This window comes from Salinibacillus aidingensis (assembly GCF_055393355.1).
This window is the reverse complement of sequence record NZ_AP043759.1, coordinates 2,321,718-2,343,891: the sequence shown is the minus strand read 5'-3', so window position 1 is coordinate 2,343,891 and position 22,174 is coordinate 2,321,718. Positions and strand designations below refer to the sequence as shown.

The window sequence follows — 22,174 nt, the reverse complement described above, 5'->3', positions numbered from 1 at the left end:
TCATTTTATGGACGAACTATTTGTAGTATGATTGGATTTATTGGTGAACACGTTTGGGATATAATAGAATGAGAATGTAAGAAGACATTAAAGGTGTGACGTTGAAATGGATATCATCCATCTTGAGGTACATAGTGGATATAGTTTTATGAACAGTCTTTTATCTATAGATAAACTTGTGAAAGCGGCAAAAGGAAAGGGTTTTGCTGCTGTTGCTTTAACGGATGATCATATTCTTCATGGAGCCGTTCAGTTCTATGAAAGATGTCGAAATGAAGGAATAAAACCGATTATAGGCATGAAAACGGATATCTTCTCTGAAGGAACCCTTTATGAAACGGTAGTCCTTGCTAAAAGTACAGAAGGCTATAAAAATCTCATTCATCTATCATCGGAATTGTCCAGGCAGGAGCAAAAATCGATATCCATGGAAGATTATCAGCACTATGCTGATGAGCTGATTACGATTTTACCTTCCAATCAGCCGGCATTTAATCATCTGCTGTTTGCTGAACAGTATGATGAATGGGCATTAATTGTAAAGAGTTTTTCGAATTCTCTCCCCGTTTCCTCATTTTTTATTGGCGTACGTCCACATCAAACAATCGATGAAAGACAAATGAACCGTGTATTAAAAAATATTTGTGACCAGAATCATCAGGCAGTTGTCGCTCTGCAGGATGTTCGTTATGAACAGTCAGAAGATTATATAGCTTTTGACTGTTTACAATCTATGAAAGCCGGAAAGAAATGGTCTCCCCAAACTGAACAATTTTCTAAGCAGAGAAAACATATGATGACCTCTGAAGAAATGATGATGGTCTTTGAAGAAGAATGGCCGGAAGCATTGGACAATATGAAGGTGATTGCTGATCAATGTGAGGTGGATATTGCCTCGGGACAGACGCTGCTGCCTCATTACCCGACACCGGATGGTCGAACTTCTGAAGAATATTTACGAAAACTTTGCTATGATCGAATTCCGGATAAATACGGTGAAAATTATGAGGATGTTCAGCATCGACTGGAGCATGAACTATCCATTATTGAACGGATGAAGTTCAGTGATTATTTTCTTATTGTTTGGGATTTTATTCAATTTGCCCGTTCACAGCAAATCATGGTAGGTCCTGGACGTGGGTCTGCAGCAGGATCGCTTGTAGCCTACTTACTTGATATAACACAGGTTGATCCCATACATTATGGGCTGTTATTCGAGCGGTTCCTGAATCCTGAACGAAGAAATATGCCGGATATTGATGTTGATTTTTCAGATCATCGAAGAGATGAAGTGATACAGTATGTACAGGAAAAATACGGCAGTCATCGTGTAGCACAGATTATTACGTTTGGAACTTTTGGACCAAGGTCTCTGTTACGGGAATTAATCAAAACGATGGGAATCGATGAACAGGATGCAGCTTTTCTAATAAAGCATATTCCCCAGCAGGCCTCCTCTTTAGCTAAAGCGCTAAAGGAGGCACCGGAGTTAACTGAATATGTAAAGCAATCAGATACATTAAAAAGGCTGTTTAAGATTGCCCATAAAATAGAAGGTCTTCCCCGCCATCACTCTACTCATGCAGCAGGGGTTGTCCTGAGTGACCGCAATCTTACAGAAATGGTGCCAATTTTGTCAGAGGATAATAAGGTGGCTTTAACACAGTATCCAATGGGGGACTTAGAACATATTGGACTACTAAAAATGGACTTTTTAGGCCTAAGGAATTTATCGCTGATGGAACAGATCATCAATCGCATTCGAAAAGGGGAAAACAGGTCGTTTACACTTGAGCAGATTCCTCTTCAGGATTCTGAAACCTTTACGTTGCTGCAATCCGGTCAGACATCAGGAATTTTTCAGCTTGAGTCATCCGGGATGCGCAATGTTCTGCAGGAGTTAAAGCCGACAGAATTTGAAGATGTTGTAGCGGTAAATGCTTTGTATCGTCCAGGGCCAATGGATTTTATTTCTACATTTATCAAACGGAAGCACGGAAAAGAAAAGGTAACGTATCCCCATGAAGATTTGAAGCCCATTTTGGAAAAAACGTATGGGGTTCTTGTTTATCAGGAGCAGATTATGCAAATCGCCCACCGTGCTGCAGGCTATTCCTTAGGAGAAGCAGACTTACTCAGAAGAGCAGTAAGTAAGAAGAAACGAGACATATTAGCTTCTGAGAGGGAAAAATTTATTGACGGATGCTTAAAAAATGGATACAGCCAGGACATTGCAGAGGAAATCTATCAGTGGATTGTTGCTTTTGCTAACTATGGATTTAACCGCAGTCATGCTGTAGCGTATAGTCTTATATCCTACCAGTTAGCTTATTTAAAGGCTCATTATCCATCGTACTTTTTTGCCAGTATCCTGAGCTCTGTATCCTTTGATCAGGATAAAGTTCAGCAATACATCCGTGAGGCAAAGAATTTTTCTATTCAAATTCTTCCTCCTTCTGTAAACCGAAGTTATGCTGGATTTTCAGTAGAAGGGAAAGATCGGATACGAATGGCGCTGACGGTTATTAAAGGGGTGGGGAAGCAGGCTGTTGATGCAATTTTAGATGCCAGAAAAAATGAGAAATTTCAATCCCTTTTTGATTTTTGCCAGCGTGTCCCACTAAGGGTATTGAACCGCTCTGTTATTGAAGCTCTTGTACTGGCAGGTGCCTTTGATGAAACAGGGAAACAACGATCAACATTACTTGCTTCCCTCGATCAGGCAATGGAGCAGGGCGAATTGTTTGGTGGCATGACAGGTCAGGAATCCTTTTTTGAAGATGGGCTGTTAGTTGAACCCTCTTATACTGAAACGGAGCCCTTCCCTATGTTAAAGCAATTATCCCTCGAAAAGGAAGTTCTGGGAATGTACGTTTCCAGTCACCCTTTGAATACATACAGGGAGCTGTTAAGAGCACAAGGTATGGTCCCAATTTCAAGGCTTAAAGAATTTCAGGCAGGGAAAAGGATGAAGGGGGTTGCAGCTGTCCAGTCACTGAAGGTTATTCGTACGAAACGGGGCGACCAAATGGCGTTTGCTACTTTTGGAGACGAAACCGATGAAATGGAAGCAGTCATTTTTCCAAATGTTTACCGGGAAATTAACCCGTGGCTTCAGGAAGAAATGCTGATTTATATTGAAGGAAAAATAGATACTCGTAATCATCAATTACAATGGATTGTTGAAAAGGCCGCTCCATTTGATCCTGATCTTCTGAAGACCGAAAAAGCGGACCAGCGTATTTATATTCAATTTAAAGACGAAGATGAACGTAAGCAGTTGAACTTTTTGCTGCAAGTGGCGAATGAGTTTCCTGGTCAGATTCCTATTTTGGTTTATTCCAGTCGAAAAAAGGAAACGTATCGATTAACGAGTCAATACCGTTTGAACCCTTCAAGTCCCTGTCTAAAGAAATTAAAGAATTTTTTTGGCTATTCATCCGTAGTTTTAAAACGTTAAACGGTCCAGCTTAGTTCTAAAATTCCATTCTTATGCTTTACACCCGTTTAGCATTTGTTATAATGTGAATATCCAGTGGTCAGACCATTTTGCATTTATAAGTTATCTTTTATTAAAGGAGCGATTCTGTTGGCTAATTTTAAGGAAGAAGCATTACATATGCACCGGGTAAATCAGGGGAAGCTTGCAACATACTCCAAAGTACCTATTAAAAACAAACAGGATTTAAGCTTAGCATATTCTCCATGGGTAGCAGAGCCATGTAAGTCTATCTATGATAAGAAAGAGGACGTCTACGAATATACAATGAAAGGCAATATGGTGGCTGTTGTTAGTGATGGTTCAGCCGTATTGGGGTTAGGGAACATTGGTCCAGAAGCATCTCTTCCCGTTATGGAGGGAAAAGCTGCTTTATTTAAAAGCTTTGCAGGAGTGGATGCCTTTCCGGTTTGTTTAGACACTCATGATATCAATGAGATTGTACGAACCGTAAAAACAATGGAACCAACCTTTGGCGGAGTCAACCTGGAGGATATCGCCGCACCTAATTGCTTTATTATAGAAGAAAGACTGAAAAAAGAAACCAACATTCCGATTTTTCACGATGATCAGCACGGAACAGCCATTGTAACGATCGCCGGATTAATCAATGCGTTAAAGCTGGTAAACAAATCGTTTTCTAATATTAAAGTTGTAGCAAATGGTGCTGGGGCTGCCGGTATTGCGATTATTAAGCTTCTTTATCATTTTGGTGTTCGTGATATTATCATGTGTGATTCCAAAGGTGCTATATATGAAGGACGAACAACTGGAATGAATGAAGTGAAGGATGATATTGCCAAGATTACCAATAAAGATAAAATCGATGGTTCTCTGGAAGAGGTTATCCAGGATGCTGATGTTTTCATAGGAGTATCGGTTGGAGGTCTGCTGTCTAAGGAAATGGTTGAGACTATGAAAGAAGACGCCATTATTTTTGCTATGGCTAACCCTGAGCCGGAAATTATGCCTGAGGATGCTAAAGAAGCTGGTGCACGTGTTATTGGGACAGGCCGTTCTGATTTTCCTAACCAGGTGAACAATGTTCTGGCATTTCCGGGCATTTTCAGAGGAGCTCTTGATATCCGGGCTACACGAATCAATGAACGAATGAAAATTGCAGCAGCTGAAGCTATCGCGAACCTGATTGAAGATCATGAACTTAACCCGGATTATGTGATTCCTGCACCTTTTGACCCGCGGGTAGCACCAGCAGTGGCTGCCAGTGTTGCAAAAGCGGGAATGGAATCCGGAGTGGCCAGAATAGAGCGAGATCCGGAAGAGGTAGCGGAAAAAACAAGACAATTATCGCTAATTAAGTAAAACAATAAGTCATCGTTATTGGACATAGTTGGAGGGGTATCCAGGTGACAAACTCAGAAAAGGCAAAAGTCTATCAGGAAGTGCTGGAGAAAATACGATTATTTATTGAGCAGCATCAGCTATCTCCCGGTGACCGCCTGCCTTCTGAACGTGATTTAACAGAGGAATTGAATGCAAGTCGATCCTCCATTCGCGAAGCACTCAGGGCTATTGAACTACTAGGTCTTATTGAAACCAGACATGGTGAAGGAACGTTTATAAAGACATATCGCCCCTATCACACGGTTTCACTTCTATCTACGTTTATATTAAATGGAACACGAACAAAAGAAGAATTACTTGAAGTGAAAATGCTGCTTGAACTGAATGCGGCCAAATTGGGAATGGAACACATTAATCAGACTTCTATTAAACGCTTACATGGAACCATTATGAAGTATTCAGGACATCATTGTTATTATTATTTCATACAGGAACTATTTCTATTATGCAAAAATGATTTACTGTTGAATATTTGGCAATTAATAGAGGGATTTTCCAAAACGGTTGATGTGGCAGACGAATTTCGTGACGGGATTTGTCAGGAGCTGTTAGCGGCGATTGAGAATAAAGATGAGCACGAAATCCAGTTAATTATAGGGAATTTATATCATTTATAAAATTTTATAGGAAAGATAGACAAGCTTTTACAAATTTCATCGAATGTTTTCTTTATGATAGAAGTAGTCTATTCTGTCTCATCGTCTACAATCGCCTGCGCTTTTCTATTGTCCAGTTGCAGGGCCTAGCTCCATGCCGTTATAGGCCAAACTCATTGCGTGGCAAAGAACGCCACTCCATGAGCTCGTCTTATCCGGTCGGAGCTGCCAAGGCCCTTCCGCTTTTCTATTGTCCAGCTCCGGCTCCCAGGCCCAAGCAGACATAAGCAAAATCCACTATGTGGCCAAAGACATGCCACTCCGTGAATTTTGCTTATGCTGTCGGGCCTAACCGGTCGCCTGCGCTTTTCTATTGTCCAGCTGCAGGGCCTAGCTCCAAGCCGTTATAAGCCAAACTCATTGCGTGGCAAAGAACGCCACTCCATGAGCTCGTCTTATCCGGTTGGAGCTGACCAAGGCCCTTCCGCTTTTCTACACACAAAAGGAGGTATTGGCTTGCTTGGGAATTTTTTTGGGAAGAAGAAGAGATACGCTACCATTCCCCGGGATGAAGCTAAGCAGGATATTCCTGAGGGGTTAATGAAGAAATGCCCACATTGTAAACAGATTTTTTATCGTAAGGAATTAGATAACCAATTGCAGGTATGTCCTAACTGTGGACACCATCATCAATTGAGTTCCCGGGAACGGATAGATATGTTATTTGATGCTGATTCTTTTGAAGAGTGGGATCACGACATGATTTCCGAAAACCCCTTGGACTTTCCGGATTATCTTGAAAAATTAGAGAAGGATCGGCTGAAAACAAATATTAATGAAGCTGTCGTTACAGGAAAAGGGAAAATAAACGGTTTTCCGACAGCGGTGGCTGTTATGGATGCCAGGTTTAGAATGGGAAGTATGGGCTCGGTAGTCGGAGAGAAAATCGCACGAGCAGTAGAGAATGCAAGAAAAGAAAATCTCCCGTTTATTATCTTTACCGCTTCGGGTGGTGCAAGAATGCAGGAAGGGGTTCTCAGTCTGATGCAAATGACGAAAACCTCTGTTGCAATTGAGCGTTTGAACAGAGCAGGTGGATTAATGATTTCGGTTATGACTCATCCTACAACTGGTGGTGTATCCGCAAGCTTTGCATCTCTGGGTGACTATAATTTTGCGGAGCCTCATGCACTGATTGGATTTGCCGGCAGACGTATCATTGAACAGACCATACGGGAAAAACTTCCGAATGACTTTCAGACAGCAGAATTTTTGCTAAAGCATGGTCAATTGGATCAAGTCATTCATCGTCACGATTTAAAAGATACATTAACCACCATTTTGGATATCCATCAGCCGGGAGGTGACACAGAATGAAAGACCAGGTACTCCCTTTTGAAGAGCCTGTAGTGGAACTGAAAAATAAGATAGCCGAATTAAAAAAATTCACAAATGAGAGTGAAGTGGACTTAACACAGGAGATTGAAAAGCTTGAAGGCCGACTGGAAAAGCTTGAGGCTGAAGTTTATGGCAACATGCAGCCCTGGGATCGTGTTCAAATGGCACGACATGCCAATCGCCCTACAACTTTAGATTATATTGCTGAAATTTTTGATGACTTTCTGGAAATGCACGGAGACAGAGCTTTTGGTGATGATGAAGCGATTGTAGGAGGCATTGCCAAGTATAAGGATAAGCCGGTAACGGTTATAGGACACCAGCGTGGGAAAGATACAAAGGAAAACATCCGCAGAAATTTTGGGATGCCTCATCCTGAAGGGTATCGCAAAGCACTGCGTCTGATGAAGCAAGCCGAAAAGTTTCATCGTCCCATCATTTCCTTCATTGATACAAAAGGTGCCTACCCTGGCAAAGCAGCTGAAGAACGGGGACAAAGTGAGGCGATTGCCAGGAACTTAACGGAAATGGCGGGACTTACGGTTCCCATCGTCTGTATCGTTATTGGAGAAGGGGGAAGTGGTGGTGCACTCGGGTTAGGAGTTGGAGATCGCATACATATGCTTGAGAATTCCACTTATTCCGTAATATCACCTGAAGGAGCTGCAGCGCTGTTATGGAAGGACTCCAACCTGGCTCAAAAGGCAGCTGAATCTATGAAAATTACTTCCTATGACCTCAAAGAGCTGGACATTATTGATGAAATTATTCCGGAAATCAGAGGCGGTGCACACCGTGATATTTCTGAACAGGCGAAAAAGATTGATATAGTCCTTCATCAATCCTTAGAAAACTTATCAAGATTATCCAAGGAGGAATTATTAGAAGGACGATGGGAAAAATATAAAAAGATTGGAACGTACACCTTTTCCTCTGATGAGAAAGGAAATAACGTGCAATCATAAGATTGCACGTTATTTTTTGAAGATAAAAACAGGAATTGACTGTGAAATCCTGAATATATGACAAAAATAAGTTTTTTAGCAGCTTTTCCTTCAAATTTACGAAAAAATTGTTTATAGTATCGGTTGGGACTAATTTAGTATAGTACAATTTACTCCTTAATTTATGCAGAGGTGATCAACATGAAAAAAATTGGAGTTTTAACAAGTGGTGGAGACGCACCAGGTATGAATGCTGCGATTCGTGCAGTGGCACGAAAAGCAATTTATCATGATATAGAAGTATATGGAGTTTATTATGGTTATCAGGGCTTAATTGATGGCAGTATCGAAAAGTTAGAGCTGGGTTCTGTTGGGGATATTATTCAGCGCGGCGGAACAAAGCTGTATACTTCCCGTTGTCCTGAATTTAAAACCAGCGAAGGTCAGCAAAAAGGAATCGATCAATTAAATAAATTAGGAATTGAAGGACTTGTCGTTATTGGTGGAGACGGATCCTTCCGTGGAGCAAAGAAACTTACAGAAAAAGGTTTTCCATGTATCGGAGTACCGGGTACAATAGATAATGACATTCCAGGAACAGATTTTACAATTGGTTTCGACACTGCATTAAATACAGTGATACAGGCAGTGGACAAAATCCGGGATACAGCTACTTCCCATGAACGTACATATGTTATTGAAGTTATGGGCCGGGATGCCGGGGACCTTGCACTTTGGGCCGGGGTTTCAGCCGGTGCTGAAAGTGTGTTAATTCCGGAAAAAAATGAAGATTTCCAGCAGGTTGTAGAGCGTATCAAACGTGGTCATGATCGTGGCAAACGTCATAGTATCATCCTTGTTGCTGAAGGTGTGGGCAGTGCTGTGGAATATAGTGAAAAAATCAAAAATGCCTTAAATATGGAAACACGGGTAACCGTCCTTGGCCATACACAAAGAGGAGGTACTCCAACGGCCAATGACCGAGTATTGGCCAGTCGTTTGGGAGCCAAAGCAGTTGATCTTCTAATGGAAGGTAAAGGTGGAAAGATGGTTGGGATTCAAAATAACCAGATTGTCGACCACGATATTATAGAAATACTGGATGCAAAGCGTACTCCTGAACTATCCATGTATCAGCTATCTAAAGAGCTTTCGATTTAATATAATTGTTAACAAGATAGTGATTTGGCTTCAATGAAAGAGGAGGATATTCATGAAGAAGACAAAAATTGTTTGTACAATAGGACCTGCATCAGAATCAGTAGAACAACTTGAACAGTTGATTGATGCAGGTATGAACGTTGCTCGTCTGAATTTTTCACACGGAGATCATGAGGAACACCGCCAGCGAATCAAAAATATTCGTCAGGCAGCAGCTAACAAAAATCAAACCGTAGCGATTCTCTTGGATACAAAGGGTCCGGAAATTCGAACAGGCAATATGAAAACAGAAGAAGTATATTTAGAGCAGGGTGAACAGGTGATTGTTTCAATGGATGAGACAGAAGGGGATAAGTCCCGTTTTTCTGTTACTTATCCAGGACTGATTAATGATGTTTATCCCGGATCAAAAATTCTTCTGGATGATGGACTTATTGAGCTTGAGGTAAAAGAAATCAGGATGGATTCAGGTGAAATTGTCACAGATATATTAAACTCCGGAGTTTTGAAAAATAAGAAGGGTGTAAACGTCCCTAACGTTAGTGTGAATCTGCCGGGAATAACAGAAAAGGATGCCCGGGATATCATCTTCGGAATTGAAGAAGGAATTGACTTCATCGCCGCTTCTTTTGTAAGAAGGACTTCAGATGTACTTGAAATCAGAGAATTGTTAGAGGAATATAAAGCCGAGAATATTCATATCATCCCGAAAATTGAAAACCGTGAAGGCGTGGACAATATTGGTGCCATCCTTGAAGTAAGTGATGGGTTAATGGTCGCCAGAGGGGACTTAGGTGTAGAGATTCCTGCAGAAGAGGTTCCTCTCGTACAGAAAAGCCTGATTGAACAGTGCAATAAAGCAGGTAAGCCAGTAATAACGGCTACGCAAATGCTGGACTCCATGCAGCGCAATCCACGTCCAACCCGGGCTGAAGCAAGCGATGTAGCTAATGCTATTTTTGATGGGACAGACGCGATTATGCTTTCTGGTGAAACAGCAGCAGGCCAGTATCCTGTAGAATCTGTTCAAACCATGTACAATATTGCTGTACATGTAGAGCGTTCTTTAGATAATGAACAAATTTCAGAAAAGCGGGCTAAAGAAGTAGAGGTTACCGTCACAGATGTCATCAGTCAGTCTGTATCCTTTGCCGCTGAGAATCTTAAGGCTGGGGCAATTATCACACCAACGGAAAGTGGTCATACGGCAAGAATGATTTCCAAGTATCGTCCTAAAGCCTCGATTATAGCTGTTACAGCTCATGAATCGGTTCAGCGCCAATTAGCCCTTGCCTGGGGTGTTCATGCTATACCTGGGCAAACCGTATCAAGTACGGATGAAATGCTGGATAGTGCAATTAATCGTGGACTTGAAACAGGACTGTTTAAACGTGGAGACAAGGTAATTATTACGGCAGGAGTACCTGTTGGTGAAAGTGGAACAACCAATCTCATGAAGGTTCATATCGTGGGAGATGTCATGGCAAAAGGACAGGGTGTAGGCAAGAAAAACAACTTTGGCAGAGCTTTTGTAACAAATAGTACGTCTGAAGGTAAAAACAGCCTTAGTGAAGGAGACATATTAGTTACAAACAGTACGGATAAAGAGATGATGCCGGCTATTGAAAAGGCAGGAGGTATTGTCACCGAAGAAGGTGGATTAACATCTCATGCTGCAGTTGTCGGGTTAAGCTTGGGGATTCCTGTGATTGTAGGTGTAAGTGAGGCAACCAAAATTATTCAAACCGGAGATGAAATTACAATCGATGCTTCACGCGGTGATATTTACCGAGGACATGCAAGTGTTTTATAATGCACTATAGAGGAGGGCTTTCCTCCTCTATTCTAAATAAAGGATGAGATGCCAATGTTCCGTTTTGTTTTCTTATTTATTGTCATAATGTCAGCCCTTGAAATTGGTGTCTTTATGTGGCTTGGCAATCTGTTCAGTGTGTGGTTTGTGGTTTTAGGTATTATTCTTACAGGGATTTTAGGTGCTCTATTAGCAAAGCAGCAGGGACTGGAAACCTTGGGAAGAGCCAGGGAACACCTTGAATATGGCCGATTTCCCACAGAAGAGATTTTTGATGGACTTGCTATTCTGATTGGTGCTGTCCTTCTTTTTACTCCAGGTTTTCTTACAGATACGATTGGATTTATCCTATTATTCCCTCTTACAAGAAAGCCGATCAAACGATGGATGAAGGATATATTCCGAACCATGCTTAATAAAGGAACCATAACTGTTTTTGGAAGGTGGAGGTAACTTCAGCATGAATCAGCTTCTCCACCTTGTCAATTACGTCTTTCCCCCCTTTATAAACTCCCAAAGCTCTCTGAAAACCCCTGTTTGATAAAAAGTATTAATAATGACCAGAGATACAGGCCCGATGATTAAACCAGCGAAGCCAAGTACCTGGAAACCGACAAATAAGGCGATTAATGTCGCCAATGGATCTAATCCTATGTTTGACGATAATACTTTTGGCTCCATTAGCTGCCGTTGCAGGATAACGACTCCGTATAAAATGGACAATCCGATTGTGAGAAAATAATTTCCGGTAAAAAACATATATAAAATCCAAGGAACAAACACTAAGCCCGTCCCTAAATATGGCAGCAGATCAACAGCTCCAATGATTAGGGCTAAAGTGATGGCGTAATCAATTTGCAGAATTAAAAATCCAATGAGAACGATAACGGCTGTGATGGAAATCAGAATAAACTGGGCCCGGATAAAACCGGTTAACGCCCGTTGCAGACCACTTGTGACATTTTTGGCAGAAACCGCTACACGCTCAGGTGTGACCTTTTTGATTACATCTGATAATTTATTCCAGTCTTTACTGATAAAGAATGTCCCTAACAATGAAAAAATCATGACTGTTGCCAAATTCGGGATCCCGGCAATCTGATTGGGAATCCATGTTAGTATACTCTTAATTATCTGCTGTCCGGTATTTGAAATGCTGGAACCCATATTACTAATCTGTGACATAATCTCAGCTCGATAAGATTCATCAAGGCTGTCCATCATTTCACTTAACCGCTCATAGATGGGAATGACCTGTGCTGTTATCAGCTCCTGGAAAAAGCTGATAAGCTCTTCAAAATATTTAGGAACTTCTTTAGCGAGATAGGCAAAGCCGCTGACAATTTCTACGATCAACACGGTAATGACAGAAATAATCATTGCCAGAATAATTAATATAACCAGAAAGACAGCCAATGGCCGGGGAAGTTTCATTCGTCTTTCCAAATAGTTCACAAAGGGATTCATAATAAAAGCAAATAAAATAGCAAACAGGAATGGATATGTATATTTGGATAAAACGATAAAAACAGCAACAATGGCGGTCAGAACTCCAATAACCGCAAAGATCCTGAGCAATCTTTGTACATAGATATTCTGGATCAAGCAATCACCTCCTTTTTTGTCAGGAACTTATGTCTTTCCTTTTCCTGTTGACGACTGTGTTAAAATCTTTTTGGAATGTGACAGTCATCGCGTTAAGTGAAAGGAAGGAAAAGACATGCTATCTCAATCTACTGTATTTTTATTTATATTATTGCTATTAGGATTTATTGCAAAAAATCAGGCAATTATGATTGCTGTATATATTTTGCTGGGGATTAAATTATTTAATGTTGAAGAAAAGGTACTCCCTTATCTGGAGGCAAAAGGAATTAGTATAGGGGTCATTGTGATTACGGTAGCTGTTTTAGCTCCCATAGCTTCAGGAGAGATAGGATTTAAGGAATTGCTGGAAAGCATCAAGGGCTATTATGCATGGATTTCTTTAGCTGCAGGAGTGTTTGTAGCCTATATTGCCAGAGATGGTCTTACACTCTTATCAAGTGACCCCCATTTAACAACTGCGCTGGTTATAGGAACCATTTTAGGAGTGGTTTTATTTAATGGCGTTGCTGTAGGACCACTAATTGGTGCGGGAATTTCATTTCTGGTTATAAAAGGGGTAGACTTTTTTATCCAATTATTAGCTTAGAAAAATAAGTGATCAATCTGTAAAGAAAAGAACGGATTCTGCTATTTATAAAAACAGAAGTCCGTTCTTTTTTGGTAAATGTTGCAAATATCCGTAACTTAAAAAATATTTGATTTAAAAAATTCTGATTCAAATGTACAAAATAATTTCACATTCTACTGAATTTTGTTTATAATTAGTTATAGATGCTGTTATAGTTTTATATGCATCTATGGATATATTTAAAAGCGTTTTCTTTTATTATACTTTTTTAAAATCTCTAAAGGTTTTAAAAGTATAGAAAAATGAACCTCCGTCATTTTTGTGACGTACTCATTTTATTTTTTGCTTTTCTCAAAACAAGTGGGGAAATTTTTACGTAAAGGAGAGAGTTTACATGGCAGGAACAAAGGGACTTGAGGGAATCGTCGCAACGGAATCTTCCATCAGTTCAATCATTAATGACCAGCTTACATACGTTGGTTACTCCATTGATGATTTGGCTGAAAATTCAAGTTTTGAAGAAGTAATCTTCCTTTTATGGAACAAACGTTTACCTATTTCAAATGAGTTAACGAATCTAAAAAAAGATTTAGCAGAGAATATGGCTATTCCAAATGAACTCATTAATCACTTAAAGTCCTATGATTTAAAATCTGTTCATCCAATGGCAGCTCTTCGTACATCCGTATCTATGCTTGGTTTATATGATGATGAAGCTGATGTAATGGATGAAGAAGCAAATCGCAGAAAAGCGGCTCGTATCCAGGCCAAAATGCCTGCAATTGTTGCAGCTTTTGCAAGAATACGTAAGGGTGAGGAACCTGTTGCACCACGTAAAGATTTGAATTTTGCAGCCAATTTTCTGTACATGGTCAATGGAAAAGTTCCAGAGGACATTGAAGAAGAAGCGATGAACAAGGCTTTAATTCTTCATGCAGACCATGAGTTAAATGCCTCAACCTTTACAGCTCGTGTCTGTGTAGCTACTTTGTCCGATATTTACTCTGGTATCACTTCAGCTATTGGTGCATTAAAAGGGCCTCTTCATGGCGGAGCAAATGAGCGAGTGATGAAGATGCTGACTGAAATTGGAGAACCGGAAAATGCGATCGATTACATTAAAGAGAAACTGGCAAATAAAGAAAAAATCATGGGAATGGGCCACCGGGTATATCGCCAGGGTGATCCCCGTGCTAAACACTTGCGTAAAATGTCAGAGCATTTAACGGAAATTACGGGTCAATCAAAGTGGTATGACATGTCCGTTTTAATTGAGAATTATATAAAGGAAGAGAAAGGCCTTCCAGCCAATGTAGACTTTTATTCAGCTTCTGTATACCATAGTCTGGGTATTGAACACGACTTATTCACACCTATTTTTGCTGTAAGCCGTGTATCTGGCTGGTTAGCTCATATTCTGGAACAATATGAAAATAACAGACTCATTCGTCCCCGTGCTGAATACGTGGGTCCTGAAAACCAGGTGTATGAGCCTATTGAACATCGATAAAGATTGATAGACAGGATTTATAAGAGTCTGACAAGAAGCCAAACACGTTTGGCTTCTTGTCATGAGCAAAGCTGGTCTATAGCAAAAGTCATGAGAAAATGGTGAATTCTGCTTCAGTGTTAAATAGGAAATAGAGTTCTTTTTGCATTGGAGCATGATGTAACATATTATAGAATTGGACATCAAGTATTCATTATAGGAGGTATAAACATGAGTGAAAAAATTACAGTAGAAAATGGAAAAATGAATGTACCGAATCAACCAGTAATTCCGTTTATTGAAGGGGATGGAACAGGCCCGGATATTTGGGCTTCAGCCTCCCGTGTTTTAGAAGCAGCAGTAGAAAAAGCCTATAATGGTGAGAAAAAGATTGAATGGAAAGAAGTATTGGCAGGACAGAAAGCCTATGATAAAACAGGAGAATGGCTCCCGGACGAAACATTGGAAACCATTCGTGAATATAAAATAGCTATTAAAGGTCCTCTGACAACGCCTATTGGTGGAGGTATTCGTTCTCTTAACGTTGCCCTTCGTCAGGAATTGGATTTGTTTACGTGTCTTCGTCCTGTACGTTACTTTGATGGGGTACCGTCACCAGTAAAGCGTCCTGAAGATACAGATATGGCTATTTTCCGTGAAAATACGGAGGATATTTATGCAGGTATTGAATGGCAGGAAGGCTCTCCTGAAGTGAAAAAAGTGATCGATTTTCTTCAAAATGAAATGGGGGTACATAACATTCGTTTCCCTGAAACCTCAGGTATCGGTGTTAAGCCCGTCTCGGAAGAAGGAACAAAACGTTTAGTCCGTGCTGCTATTGACTATGCTTTTAACGAAGGACGTAAGAGTGTTACTCTGGTTCATAAGGGTAATATTATGAAGTTTACAGAAGGTTCCTTTAAAAACTGGGGCTACGAGGTAGCTGAACAGGAATACGGAGATAAAGTATTTACCTGGGCTGAATACGATCGTATTGTAGAAGAAAAAGGGAAAGATGCTGCTAATCAGGCGCAGGATGAAGCAGAAAAAGCTGGTAAGCTTATTGTTAAGGATGCCATTGCTGATATTTTCCTTCAACAAATACTGACTCGTCCAAAAGAGTTTGATGTTGTGGCTACAATGAACTTAAATGGTGACTATATTTCAGATGCGCTAGCTGCACAAGTAGGCGGAATCGGTATTGCACCAGGAGCAAATATTAACTCTGAATCCGGTCATGCTATTTTCGAAGCTACACATGGTACAGCTCCAAAGTATGCGGGACTTGATAAAGTTAATCCTTCTTCAGTTATCCTGTCAGGTGTCTTAATGCTTGAGCATATTGGCTGGAGAGAAGCAGCTGACTTAGTAACAAAAGCTATGGAAAAGACCATTGCAAGTAAAGTTGTTACTTATGACTTTGCCCGTTTAATGGATGGTGCTACTGAAGTGAAATGTTCTGAATTTGGAGATGAGCTCATCAAGAATATGGATGAGTAATCAGGAGTAAGGAGGCATACGTCATGGCAATTAAGCGTAAAAAGGTTTCTGTAATAGGTGCTGGTTTTACTGGTGCTACAACGGCTCTTATGGTGGCTCAAAAGGAGCTTGCGGATGTCGTGCTTGTGGATATTCCGGATATGGAAGATCCAACAAAGGGGAAGGCATTGGATATGCTGGAGGCTGGCCCTGTTCAAGGTTTTGATGCCAATATCACCGGTACATCTAATTATGAGGATACAAAGGATTCAGATCTTGTCATTATTACGGCAGGGATTGCCCGTAAACCAGGGATGAGCCGTGATGACTTAGTGAGCACTAATGCAAAGATTATGAAGACTGTGACAAAGGAAATTGTAAAATACTCTCCTGATTGTCTGATTGTGGTATTAACGAATCCTGTAGACGCAATGACCTATGCAGTGTTTCAGGAATCAGGATTCCCTAAAAACCGTGTCATCGGCCAATCGGGTGTGTTGGATACAGCCCGTTTCCGAACATTCGTTGCTCAGGAGCTGAATCTTTCTGTAAAAGATATTACAGGCTTCGTATTAGGCGGACATGGCGACGACATGGTTCCGCTAATCAGATACTCTTATGCAGGAGGAATTCCTCTGGAGAAACTATTGCCACAGGATCGAATAAATGCAATTGTTGAGCGTACCCGAAAAGGTGGAGGGGAAATTGTAGGTTTATTAGGTAATGGCAGTGCCTACTATGCCCCTGCAGCCTCCTTAACTGAAATGACAGAGGCCATCTTGAAGGACCAGCGAAGAGTGTTGCCTTCCATCGCCTACCTTGAAGGAGAATACGGATACGAAGGTATTTACCTTGGCGTTCCAACCATTCTTGGCGGCAATGGAATTGAAAAGGTCATCGAATTAGACTTAACAGATGATGAAAAAGCCGATCTAGATAAATCAGCTGATTCGGTTAAAAATGTACTAAAAGTATTATCATAGCGTTAGAAAAAGAATTCGGGAAATACCCCGGATTCTTTTTACACCATTAAGGAAAACGCTTACATAGGAGGTGTTGAAATGTTCTTTAAAAAAAGAAAGCTGGGCCATTCAATCAATGACCTTAAAATAGGAGATAGCTATGAGACGAACGTTAAAATGGAGGATAAGGATTTATTGCTGTATTTAGGATTAACGAATGATTCTAATCCTTTATATATTCAGCATGATTACGCTTCGCAGACACCATACAAACGTCCTCTTGTTCCTTCCATCATGCTTAACGGATTTATTTCAACAGCAGTAACTAATCAGCTGCCCGGACCTGGCAGCCATATAACTGAACAACATCTTTCCTATCAGAAACCGGTCTATCATGATGATGAAATTCATCTGCAATTGGAAGTTATGGAAATTGATACAGGAAACCATCGTACCATCCTGCAAATCTATGCCACAGATTCAGAACAGGATATCGTTATAGAAGGTAGAATTGAAGTTTGTCCCCCTTATCAGCCGGAGTCGATCATCAGCCGTTCTTTGGAAAACTTTCACTAGGATAGGATGGATTTCTGAGTACAAACTAATCTTTATCGAACCAATGTAAATATCATGTAAATTTTTATTTAGACTTCTTTTTATTTTCTTTCGCACGGTATATGATGGAGGTAAATAGAAGTTGGGGTGGTTAAATGGGGAAACGAATTTTAATCGTAGACGATGAAGAATCTATTGTAACGCTCTTAAAGTATAATATTGAACAGGCAGGTTTTGAAGCAGAAGCCGTTTATGATGGAGAAGAAGCCTTGAATGCTGCTGATAAGGAAGATTTTGATCTGATTATCCTCGATTTAATGCTTCCTAAATTAGATGGGATGGAGGTGTGCCGCACTCTTCGTCAAAGAGGGCTGGAAGTACCGATTCTAATGCTGACAGCAAAGGATGAGGAGTTTGACAGAGTACTCGGACTTGAAATCGGAGCCGATGACTATTTAACAAAGCCCTTCAGTCCCCGTGAAGTAGTCGCACGTATTAAAGCGATTTTAAGACGTTTTAAGAAAAAGGATCATGATGACAGTTCTGATAAGATTGTTATCAGCGACCTCGTTATCTATCCTGATCAGTATGAAGCCTATATGAATCAGCAGTTGTTGGAATTCACACCTAAAGAGTTTGAATTGCTTTTATATCTTGCCCGGAATTTTGGAAAAGTCCTGTCGAGAGATCAGCTGTTAAGTGCTGTCTGGAATTATGATTTTGTTGGTGATACCAGGATTGTCGATGTGCATATCAGTCATTTGCGGGAAAAAATTGAACCTGATACAAAAAAACCTGCATATATTAAAACGATTAGAGGGCTTGGCTACAAATTGGAGGCTCCTAAATAAATGAATAAATCATCATCTCGTACGTTTATGATTTATGCTGTTTTAATTGTCGTCAGTATGGTCATTATTGGTTTTTTGCTTGTACAAATTACAAAGAAATTCACGCTGGATGCTGTTGATGAGAGAGTCAGCGCAGAAAGTGAATATATTGGTCAATTATTGGATGATACTGAACAGGCAGAAGGAAATAAAGCTAACTTGTTAAAAACGGTAAGTAATCAGCTGAAATTAGGCATTTTATGGTTTAATCATGAACAGGAATTGGTTCTGAATACTGCTGGACAGGTGACGGATAAAAATCCATCTGAGATTATTCAATTTCTGCAAGGCAACATGGCAGATTTAAAGAACGAGGATCACTCACTGCATGAAGGGCTGTATTATTCAAAAAAATCTCTGGATAATAACGAAGGCACGCTCATATTTGTGCTGCCCATAAAATCAGTGAGTGGGATTACAGCCAATATATGGCTGCTTATCGGTGTTGTTTTATTTATGGTACTTATTATTATTTTTATTATTGGCTATCACTTTATGGATAAATATGTTAGGCCTGTTCGGAGTGCATCCCATGTGGCTTACCAGCTTGCAGAGGGAAACTACAATGCCCGCACGTACGAAACGCAGTATGGGGAAACGGGAAAACTGACAAATTCAATCAACCTGCTGGCCAGAAATTTATATGAGATGAATTTGCAGCGAGAGATACAAAACGATCGTTTAATGGCTGTTGTTGAAAACATGGATAGCGGTTTGATTTTAATAAATGAGAAAGGGTATATTCAGTTAGTGAATCGTTCTTTTCTTAACACATTTAAAGGAGATTCTGCCTCTTATTTAGGCTATTTATATTATGAGGCTCTTTCCTATAATCAGGTACATGATACGGTAAGAGATGTATTTATGTTTGAAGAGAATATCCAGAGGACACTGGTTGTTCCTTTTGATATTGAACGACGCTTTTTTATGATTTCCGGGGCACCTATTTTCAACCACCAGAAAAGATGGAAGGGTGTTGTCCTTGTTTTTCATGATATTACTGATTTGAAGCGTCTTGAGGAAATGAGAAAGGACTTTGTTGCGAATGTTTCTCATGAACTGAAAACACCTATTACGTCCATAAGAGGATTTGCTGAAACTCTATTAGGCGGAGCACAGGAAGATCCTGAAGTACGAGAGAAATTTTTATCTATTATTCATAAGGAAAGTGGAAGGCTGCAATTATTAATCAGTGATTTGCTGGAGCTGTCAAAACTTGAAAAAGAGGATTTCCACTTAAATATAGACAGGATTAAACTAAAAAGTCTGATTGATGATGTCCTCTCCCTTGTACGTCATTCGGCTGAAGAAAAACAAATTCAAGTAAAAGTGGACGTTGCCCCTTCGCTGGAGCTTGAAGCAGACGCCACTCGTTTTACACAGCTATTATTAAATCTGCTGTCAAATGCAATTCACTATACACCAGAAGACGGTCAGATAAATATAGGAGCAGAAGAGAACAGGAATGAGGTCCAAATTAACATAACAGATACAGGTATTGGCATTCCACAGGAGCACCTTCCGAGAATTTTTGAACGGTTTTATCGTGTGGATAAGGCGAGAAGCAGGAACTCCGGAGGGACAGGATTAGGTCTAGCCATTGTTAAACATATAGCAGAGGCACACGATGGGAAAATTGAGGTAGAGAGTACAATTAATGAAGGAACAACATTTTCTGTCAGGGTTCCGAAGAAGTTTACAGAATCTTCATCTTAAATACATAGCAGCTAAATAATCGTCTGATAATCTATATAATAACCCTTTCATCCGAATTAACTGTTTGATAGAGATTAAAAGTCTCTATCTTTTTTTTGTTGTTATTGAAACCTTTTTGTACGTTAATCGTAATACAATTGTAAAAAAATATATAGGTACATAGGAGGGCACCACATGAGTTTACGTCGGATATATATGTGGATCGGAATAGTAATCATTATTATCATTCTAGGTTTGTCAGTTGCTACAAGCTGGTATACCGTTGACGAATCTGAGCAGGCAGTGGTCATCACTCTTGGGGAAGCAGAGGAAACGAACACGGAGCCTGGTCTGCATTTCAAATTGCCATGGCCGATTCAGACGGTAGAAACCCTGTCACAGGAAACCTTTAGCCTGGACTTCGGTTATGATCCTGACAGTGAAGAGGATGCTGATGTAATAAGGATGATTACCGGAGATGAAAATATTGTTCTGGCCGATCTGGTCGTTCAGTGGAGAATAATAGAACCTGAGAAATACTTGTTTAATTCAACCGACCCCAAAGGCGTCTTAGAGAACGCTACTTCAGCTTCTTTAAGAGGGATTATCGGAACATCTGAAATTGATGAAGCCTTAACTTCCGGAAAAGCGGAAATAGAAAATGACGTTCGGGATTTACTGACGAAGCTCATATCAGACTATGACATTGGGATATCCATACTTGATGTGAAGCTGCAGGAAGTAGACTTGCCCAATCAGGAAGTACGAAAAGCATTCACAAAAGTAACAGATGCCAGAGAAACGATGAATACAAAGATTAATGAGGCAAGGAAATATGAAAATCAACAGGTAGAAGAAGCATTAGGGGAAAAGGATGCAATCATTTCGCGCGCTGAAGGGGATAAAGTAGAAAGAATTGAAAAGGCCCGTGGGGATATTTCCCAGTTCAATGCCTTATATGAAGAATATGCAGACTCACCTGATGTAACCAGAGATCGCCTGGTCATTGAAACCCTTGAGGATGTATTGCCGAATGCACAGGTTTATATTCTGAATGAGGATGGAAATACACTTCAATATTTACCTTTAACGAATCAGGCAAATACCCAGACCATTCGTCCGGGCGATAGCGAGACATCGCAAAATACAGATGAGGCAGAAGGGAGCAATAGCAATGAGTGATGAAAATGTTTTTGACATGAAGACGTCAAAACCTGTGAACTTCAGAAAATATATGAAGGCTGGAATTTCCATCCTCATACTGATTATTCTGCTGATAACGATTTTAAACAGCATGATGATTACGAAAGAGGGAGAGTATAAAGTGGTCCGCCAGTTTGGAGAGGTTGTACATGTAGAAGGTGAACCCGGGCTTCACTTTAAGATTCCATTTATTCAGACGACAACAACATTGCCAAACAAAAATATGAGTTATGATATGGAAGAGCAGGAGATTAACACGCTTGATAAAAAGCGAATTATTATTGACAACTATGCAGTTTGGCGTATCACTGATCCAACCAGAATGATTAATACTGCAAAAACTGTCGTAGGGGCCCAGTCCAGAATGGGAGAATTTATTTTCTCCACGGTTCGAACGGAACTAGGACAAATGAATTATGAAGAAATCATTAATGATGAAAAGTCATCCAGAAGTGATTTGAATATCAGAATCACGGAGAGGGTTAATGAGTTATTAAGTGATTATGGTGCAGAAGTAAGGGATGTGCGAATTAAACGTACGGACTTACCAGAAGCCAATGAACAATCCGTGTATACGAGAATGATTTCTGAAAGAGAATCAACAGCACAGGAATACTTGTCAAGAGGTGAAGCGGAAAAGAGCCGTATCATGGCAGAAACCGACCGTGAGGTACAGGAAATGCTGTCCAAGGCAAGAGCAGATGCAGAACAAATTCGGGCGGAAGGAGAACAGGAAGCAGCTCAGATTTATAACGAAGCATTCTCCAAAGATCCTGAATTTTACCGTTTATATCGCACCCTTGAATCCTACAAGACAACGGTGGATGATCAGACGACCATCATTCTCCCTCACGACTCACCATATGCAAGGACATTGCTCGGTTATTTTGGGGAATAATGAATAAACAGACGTTTTTTTCCTTCTTATCCAATACGTGATAAAATAGAA

General features: G+C 40.3%; 18 protein-coding genes. 17 read left to right on the top strand and 1 reads right to left on the bottom strand.

Features of this window, described 5'->3' with window-relative positions; translation table 11 throughout:
- The first annotated feature begins 106 nt into the window (after positions 1 to 106).
- The 8 genes from dnaE (at position 107) to ACZ5OK_RS12520 (ending at position 11,229) form a co-directional block, all read left to right on the top strand.
- Positions 107 to 3,460, top strand: coding sequence for a DNA polymerase III subunit alpha (dnaE, locus tag ACZ5OK_RS12555; RefSeq protein WP_343837516.1), 3,354 nt, complete (start codon positions 107 to 109; stop codon positions 3,458 to 3,460).
- A 159-nt stretch (positions 3,461 to 3,619) separates the two neighbouring features.
- Entirely contained in the window at positions 3,620 to 4,822 is a 1,203-nt protein-coding gene (ystJ, locus tag ACZ5OK_RS12550) for an NADP-dependent malic enzyme (protein WP_202925693.1), read from the top strand.
- Positions 4,823 to 4,866: 44 nt separating this feature from the next.
- Positions 4,867 to 5,481, top strand: coding sequence for a FadR/GntR family transcriptional regulator (locus ACZ5OK_RS12545; RefSeq protein ID WP_343837513.1), 615 nt, complete (start codon positions 4,867 to 4,869; stop codon positions 5,479 to 5,481).
- 495 nt (positions 5,482 to 5,976) lie between these two features.
- Positions 5,977 to 6,837, top strand: a complete 861-nt coding sequence (gene accD / locus ACZ5OK_RS12540; RefSeq protein ID WP_343837512.1) for an acetyl-CoA carboxylase, carboxyltransferase subunit beta — start codon at positions 5,977 to 5,979, stop codon at positions 6,835 to 6,837.
- Positions 6,834 to 7,823 carry an acetyl-CoA carboxylase carboxyl transferase subunit alpha gene (accA, locus tag ACZ5OK_RS12535; protein WP_343837509.1) on the top strand — a complete coding sequence of 330 codons (990 nt, stop codon included), beginning with the start codon at positions 6,834 to 6,836 and terminating at the stop codon, positions 7,821 to 7,823. The genes accD and accA overlap by 4 nt, the downstream gene beginning before the upstream one ends.
- Positions 7,824 to 8,003: 180 nt before the next feature.
- Positions 8,004 to 8,963 carry a 6-phosphofructokinase gene (gene pfkA, locus ACZ5OK_RS12530; RefSeq protein WP_343837507.1) on the top strand — a complete coding sequence of 320 codons (960 nt, stop codon included), beginning with the start codon at positions 8,004 to 8,006 and terminating at the stop codon, positions 8,961 to 8,963.
- A 52-nt stretch (positions 8,964 to 9,015) separates the two neighbouring features.
- Positions 9,016 to 10,776 (top strand): pyruvate kinase, encoded by a 1,761-nt coding sequence (pyk, locus tag ACZ5OK_RS12525; RefSeq protein WP_343837505.1) that lies wholly within the window; start codon positions 9,016 to 9,018, stop codon positions 10,774 to 10,776.
- 54 nt (positions 10,777 to 10,830) lie between these two features.
- Positions 10,831 to 11,229, top strand: a complete 399-nt coding sequence (locus tag ACZ5OK_RS12520) for an FxsA family protein (RefSeq protein ID WP_343837503.1) — start codon at positions 10,831 to 10,833, stop codon at positions 11,227 to 11,229.
- Positions 11,230 to 11,262: 33 nt separating this feature from the next.
- Here ACZ5OK_RS12520 and ytvI read toward each other — a convergent pair whose 3' ends face one another.
- Complete coding sequence (ytvI, locus tag ACZ5OK_RS12515) at positions 11,263 to 12,381, bottom strand: sporulation integral membrane protein YtvI (protein WP_343837501.1); 1,119 nt, start codon at positions 12,379 to 12,381, stop codon at positions 11,263 to 11,265.
- Between the two features lie 115 nt (positions 12,382 to 12,496).
- Here ytvI and ACZ5OK_RS12510 point away from each other — a divergent pair, with 115 nt between their 5' ends.
- The 9 genes from ACZ5OK_RS12510 (at position 12,497) to hflC (ending at position 22,123) form a co-directional block, all read left to right on the top strand.
- Positions 12,497 to 12,970, top strand: a complete 474-nt coding sequence (locus ACZ5OK_RS12510; RefSeq protein WP_044158532.1) for a DUF441 domain-containing protein — start codon at positions 12,497 to 12,499, stop codon at positions 12,968 to 12,970.
- A 376-nt stretch (positions 12,971 to 13,346) separates the two neighbouring features.
- Entirely contained in the window at positions 13,347 to 14,462 is a 1,116-nt protein-coding gene (gene citZ / locus ACZ5OK_RS12505) for a citrate synthase (protein ID WP_343837497.1), read from the top strand.
- Between the two features lie 204 nt (positions 14,463 to 14,666).
- On the top strand, positions 14,667 to 15,941 hold the full coding sequence (gene icd, locus ACZ5OK_RS12500) for an NADP-dependent isocitrate dehydrogenase (protein WP_343837773.1): 1,275 nt from the start codon (positions 14,667 to 14,669) through the stop codon (positions 15,939 to 15,941).
- Between the two features lie 23 nt (positions 15,942 to 15,964).
- Entirely contained in the window at positions 15,965 to 16,903 is a 939-nt protein-coding gene (gene mdh / locus ACZ5OK_RS12495; RefSeq protein WP_343837494.1) for a malate dehydrogenase, read from the top strand.
- A gap of 78 nt (positions 16,904 to 16,981) precedes the next feature.
- Positions 16,982 to 17,458 carry a MaoC/PaaZ C-terminal domain-containing protein gene (locus tag ACZ5OK_RS12490; RefSeq protein WP_343837492.1) on the top strand — a complete coding sequence of 159 codons (477 nt, stop codon included), beginning with the start codon at positions 16,982 to 16,984 and terminating at the stop codon, positions 17,456 to 17,458.
- A gap of 134 nt (positions 17,459 to 17,592) precedes the next feature.
- Positions 17,593 to 18,288 carry a response regulator transcription factor gene (locus ACZ5OK_RS12485; RefSeq protein ID WP_343837489.1) on the top strand — a complete coding sequence of 232 codons (696 nt, stop codon included), beginning with the start codon at positions 17,593 to 17,595 and terminating at the stop codon, positions 18,286 to 18,288.
- Positions 18,289 to 20,043 (top strand): two-component system histidine kinase PnpS, encoded by a 1,755-nt coding sequence (gene pnpS / locus ACZ5OK_RS12480; protein ID WP_343837487.1) that lies wholly within the window; start codon positions 18,289 to 18,291, stop codon positions 20,041 to 20,043. It begins immediately after the preceding gene.
- Positions 20,044 to 20,217: 174 nt separating this feature from the next.
- On the top strand, positions 20,218 to 21,204 hold the full coding sequence (gene hflK / locus ACZ5OK_RS12475) for an FtsH protease activity modulator HflK (RefSeq protein ID WP_343837485.1): 987 nt from the start codon (positions 20,218 to 20,220) through the stop codon (positions 21,202 to 21,204).
- A complete protein-coding gene (gene hflC / locus ACZ5OK_RS12470; RefSeq protein ID WP_343837483.1) occupies positions 21,197 to 22,123 on the top strand; it encodes a protease modulator HflC in 927 nt (308 codons plus the stop codon). The genes hflK and hflC overlap by 8 nt, the downstream gene beginning before the upstream one ends.
- Positions 22,124 to 22,174: the final 51 nt, after the last annotated feature.

Coding starts and splice junctions, on each gene's coding strand:
- dnaE (WP_343837516.1), top strand. CDS start 107: ATGGATATCATCCATCTTGAGGTACATAGTGGATATAGTTTTATGAAC.
- ystJ (WP_202925693.1), top strand. CDS start 3,620: ATGCACCGGGTAAATCAGGGGAAGCTTGCAACATACTCCAAAGTACCT.
- accA (WP_343837509.1), top strand. CDS start 6,834: ATGAAAGACCAGGTACTCCCTTTTGAAGAGCCTGTAGTGGAACTGAAA.
- pfkA (WP_343837507.1), top strand. CDS start 8,004: ATGAAAAAAATTGGAGTTTTAACAAGTGGTGGAGACGCACCAGGTATG.
- pyk (WP_343837505.1), top strand. CDS start 9,016: ATGAAGAAGACAAAAATTGTTTGTACAATAGGACCTGCATCAGAATCA.
- ACZ5OK_RS12520 (WP_343837503.1), top strand. CDS start 10,831: ATGTTCCGTTTTGTTTTCTTATTTATTGTCATAATGTCAGCCCTTGAA.
- ACZ5OK_RS12510 (WP_044158532.1), top strand. CDS start 12,497: ATGCTATCTCAATCTACTGTATTTTTATTTATATTATTGCTATTAGGA.
- citZ (WP_343837497.1), top strand. CDS start 13,347: ATGGCAGGAACAAAGGGACTTGAGGGAATCGTCGCAACGGAATCTTCC.
- mdh (WP_343837494.1), top strand. CDS start 15,965: ATGGCAATTAAGCGTAAAAAGGTTTCTGTAATAGGTGCTGGTTTTACT.
- ACZ5OK_RS12490 (WP_343837492.1), top strand. CDS start 16,982: ATGTTCTTTAAAAAAAGAAAGCTGGGCCATTCAATCAATGACCTTAAA.
- ACZ5OK_RS12485 (WP_343837489.1), top strand. CDS start 17,593: ATGGGGAAACGAATTTTAATCGTAGACGATGAAGAATCTATTGTAACG.
- pnpS (WP_343837487.1), top strand. CDS start 18,289: ATGAATAAATCATCATCTCGTACGTTTATGATTTATGCTGTTTTAATT.
- hflK (WP_343837485.1), top strand. CDS start 20,218: ATGAGTTTACGTCGGATATATATGTGGATCGGAATAGTAATCATTATT.
- hflC (WP_343837483.1), top strand. CDS start 21,197: ATGAGTGATGAAAATGTTTTTGACATGAAGACGTCAAAACCTGTGAAC.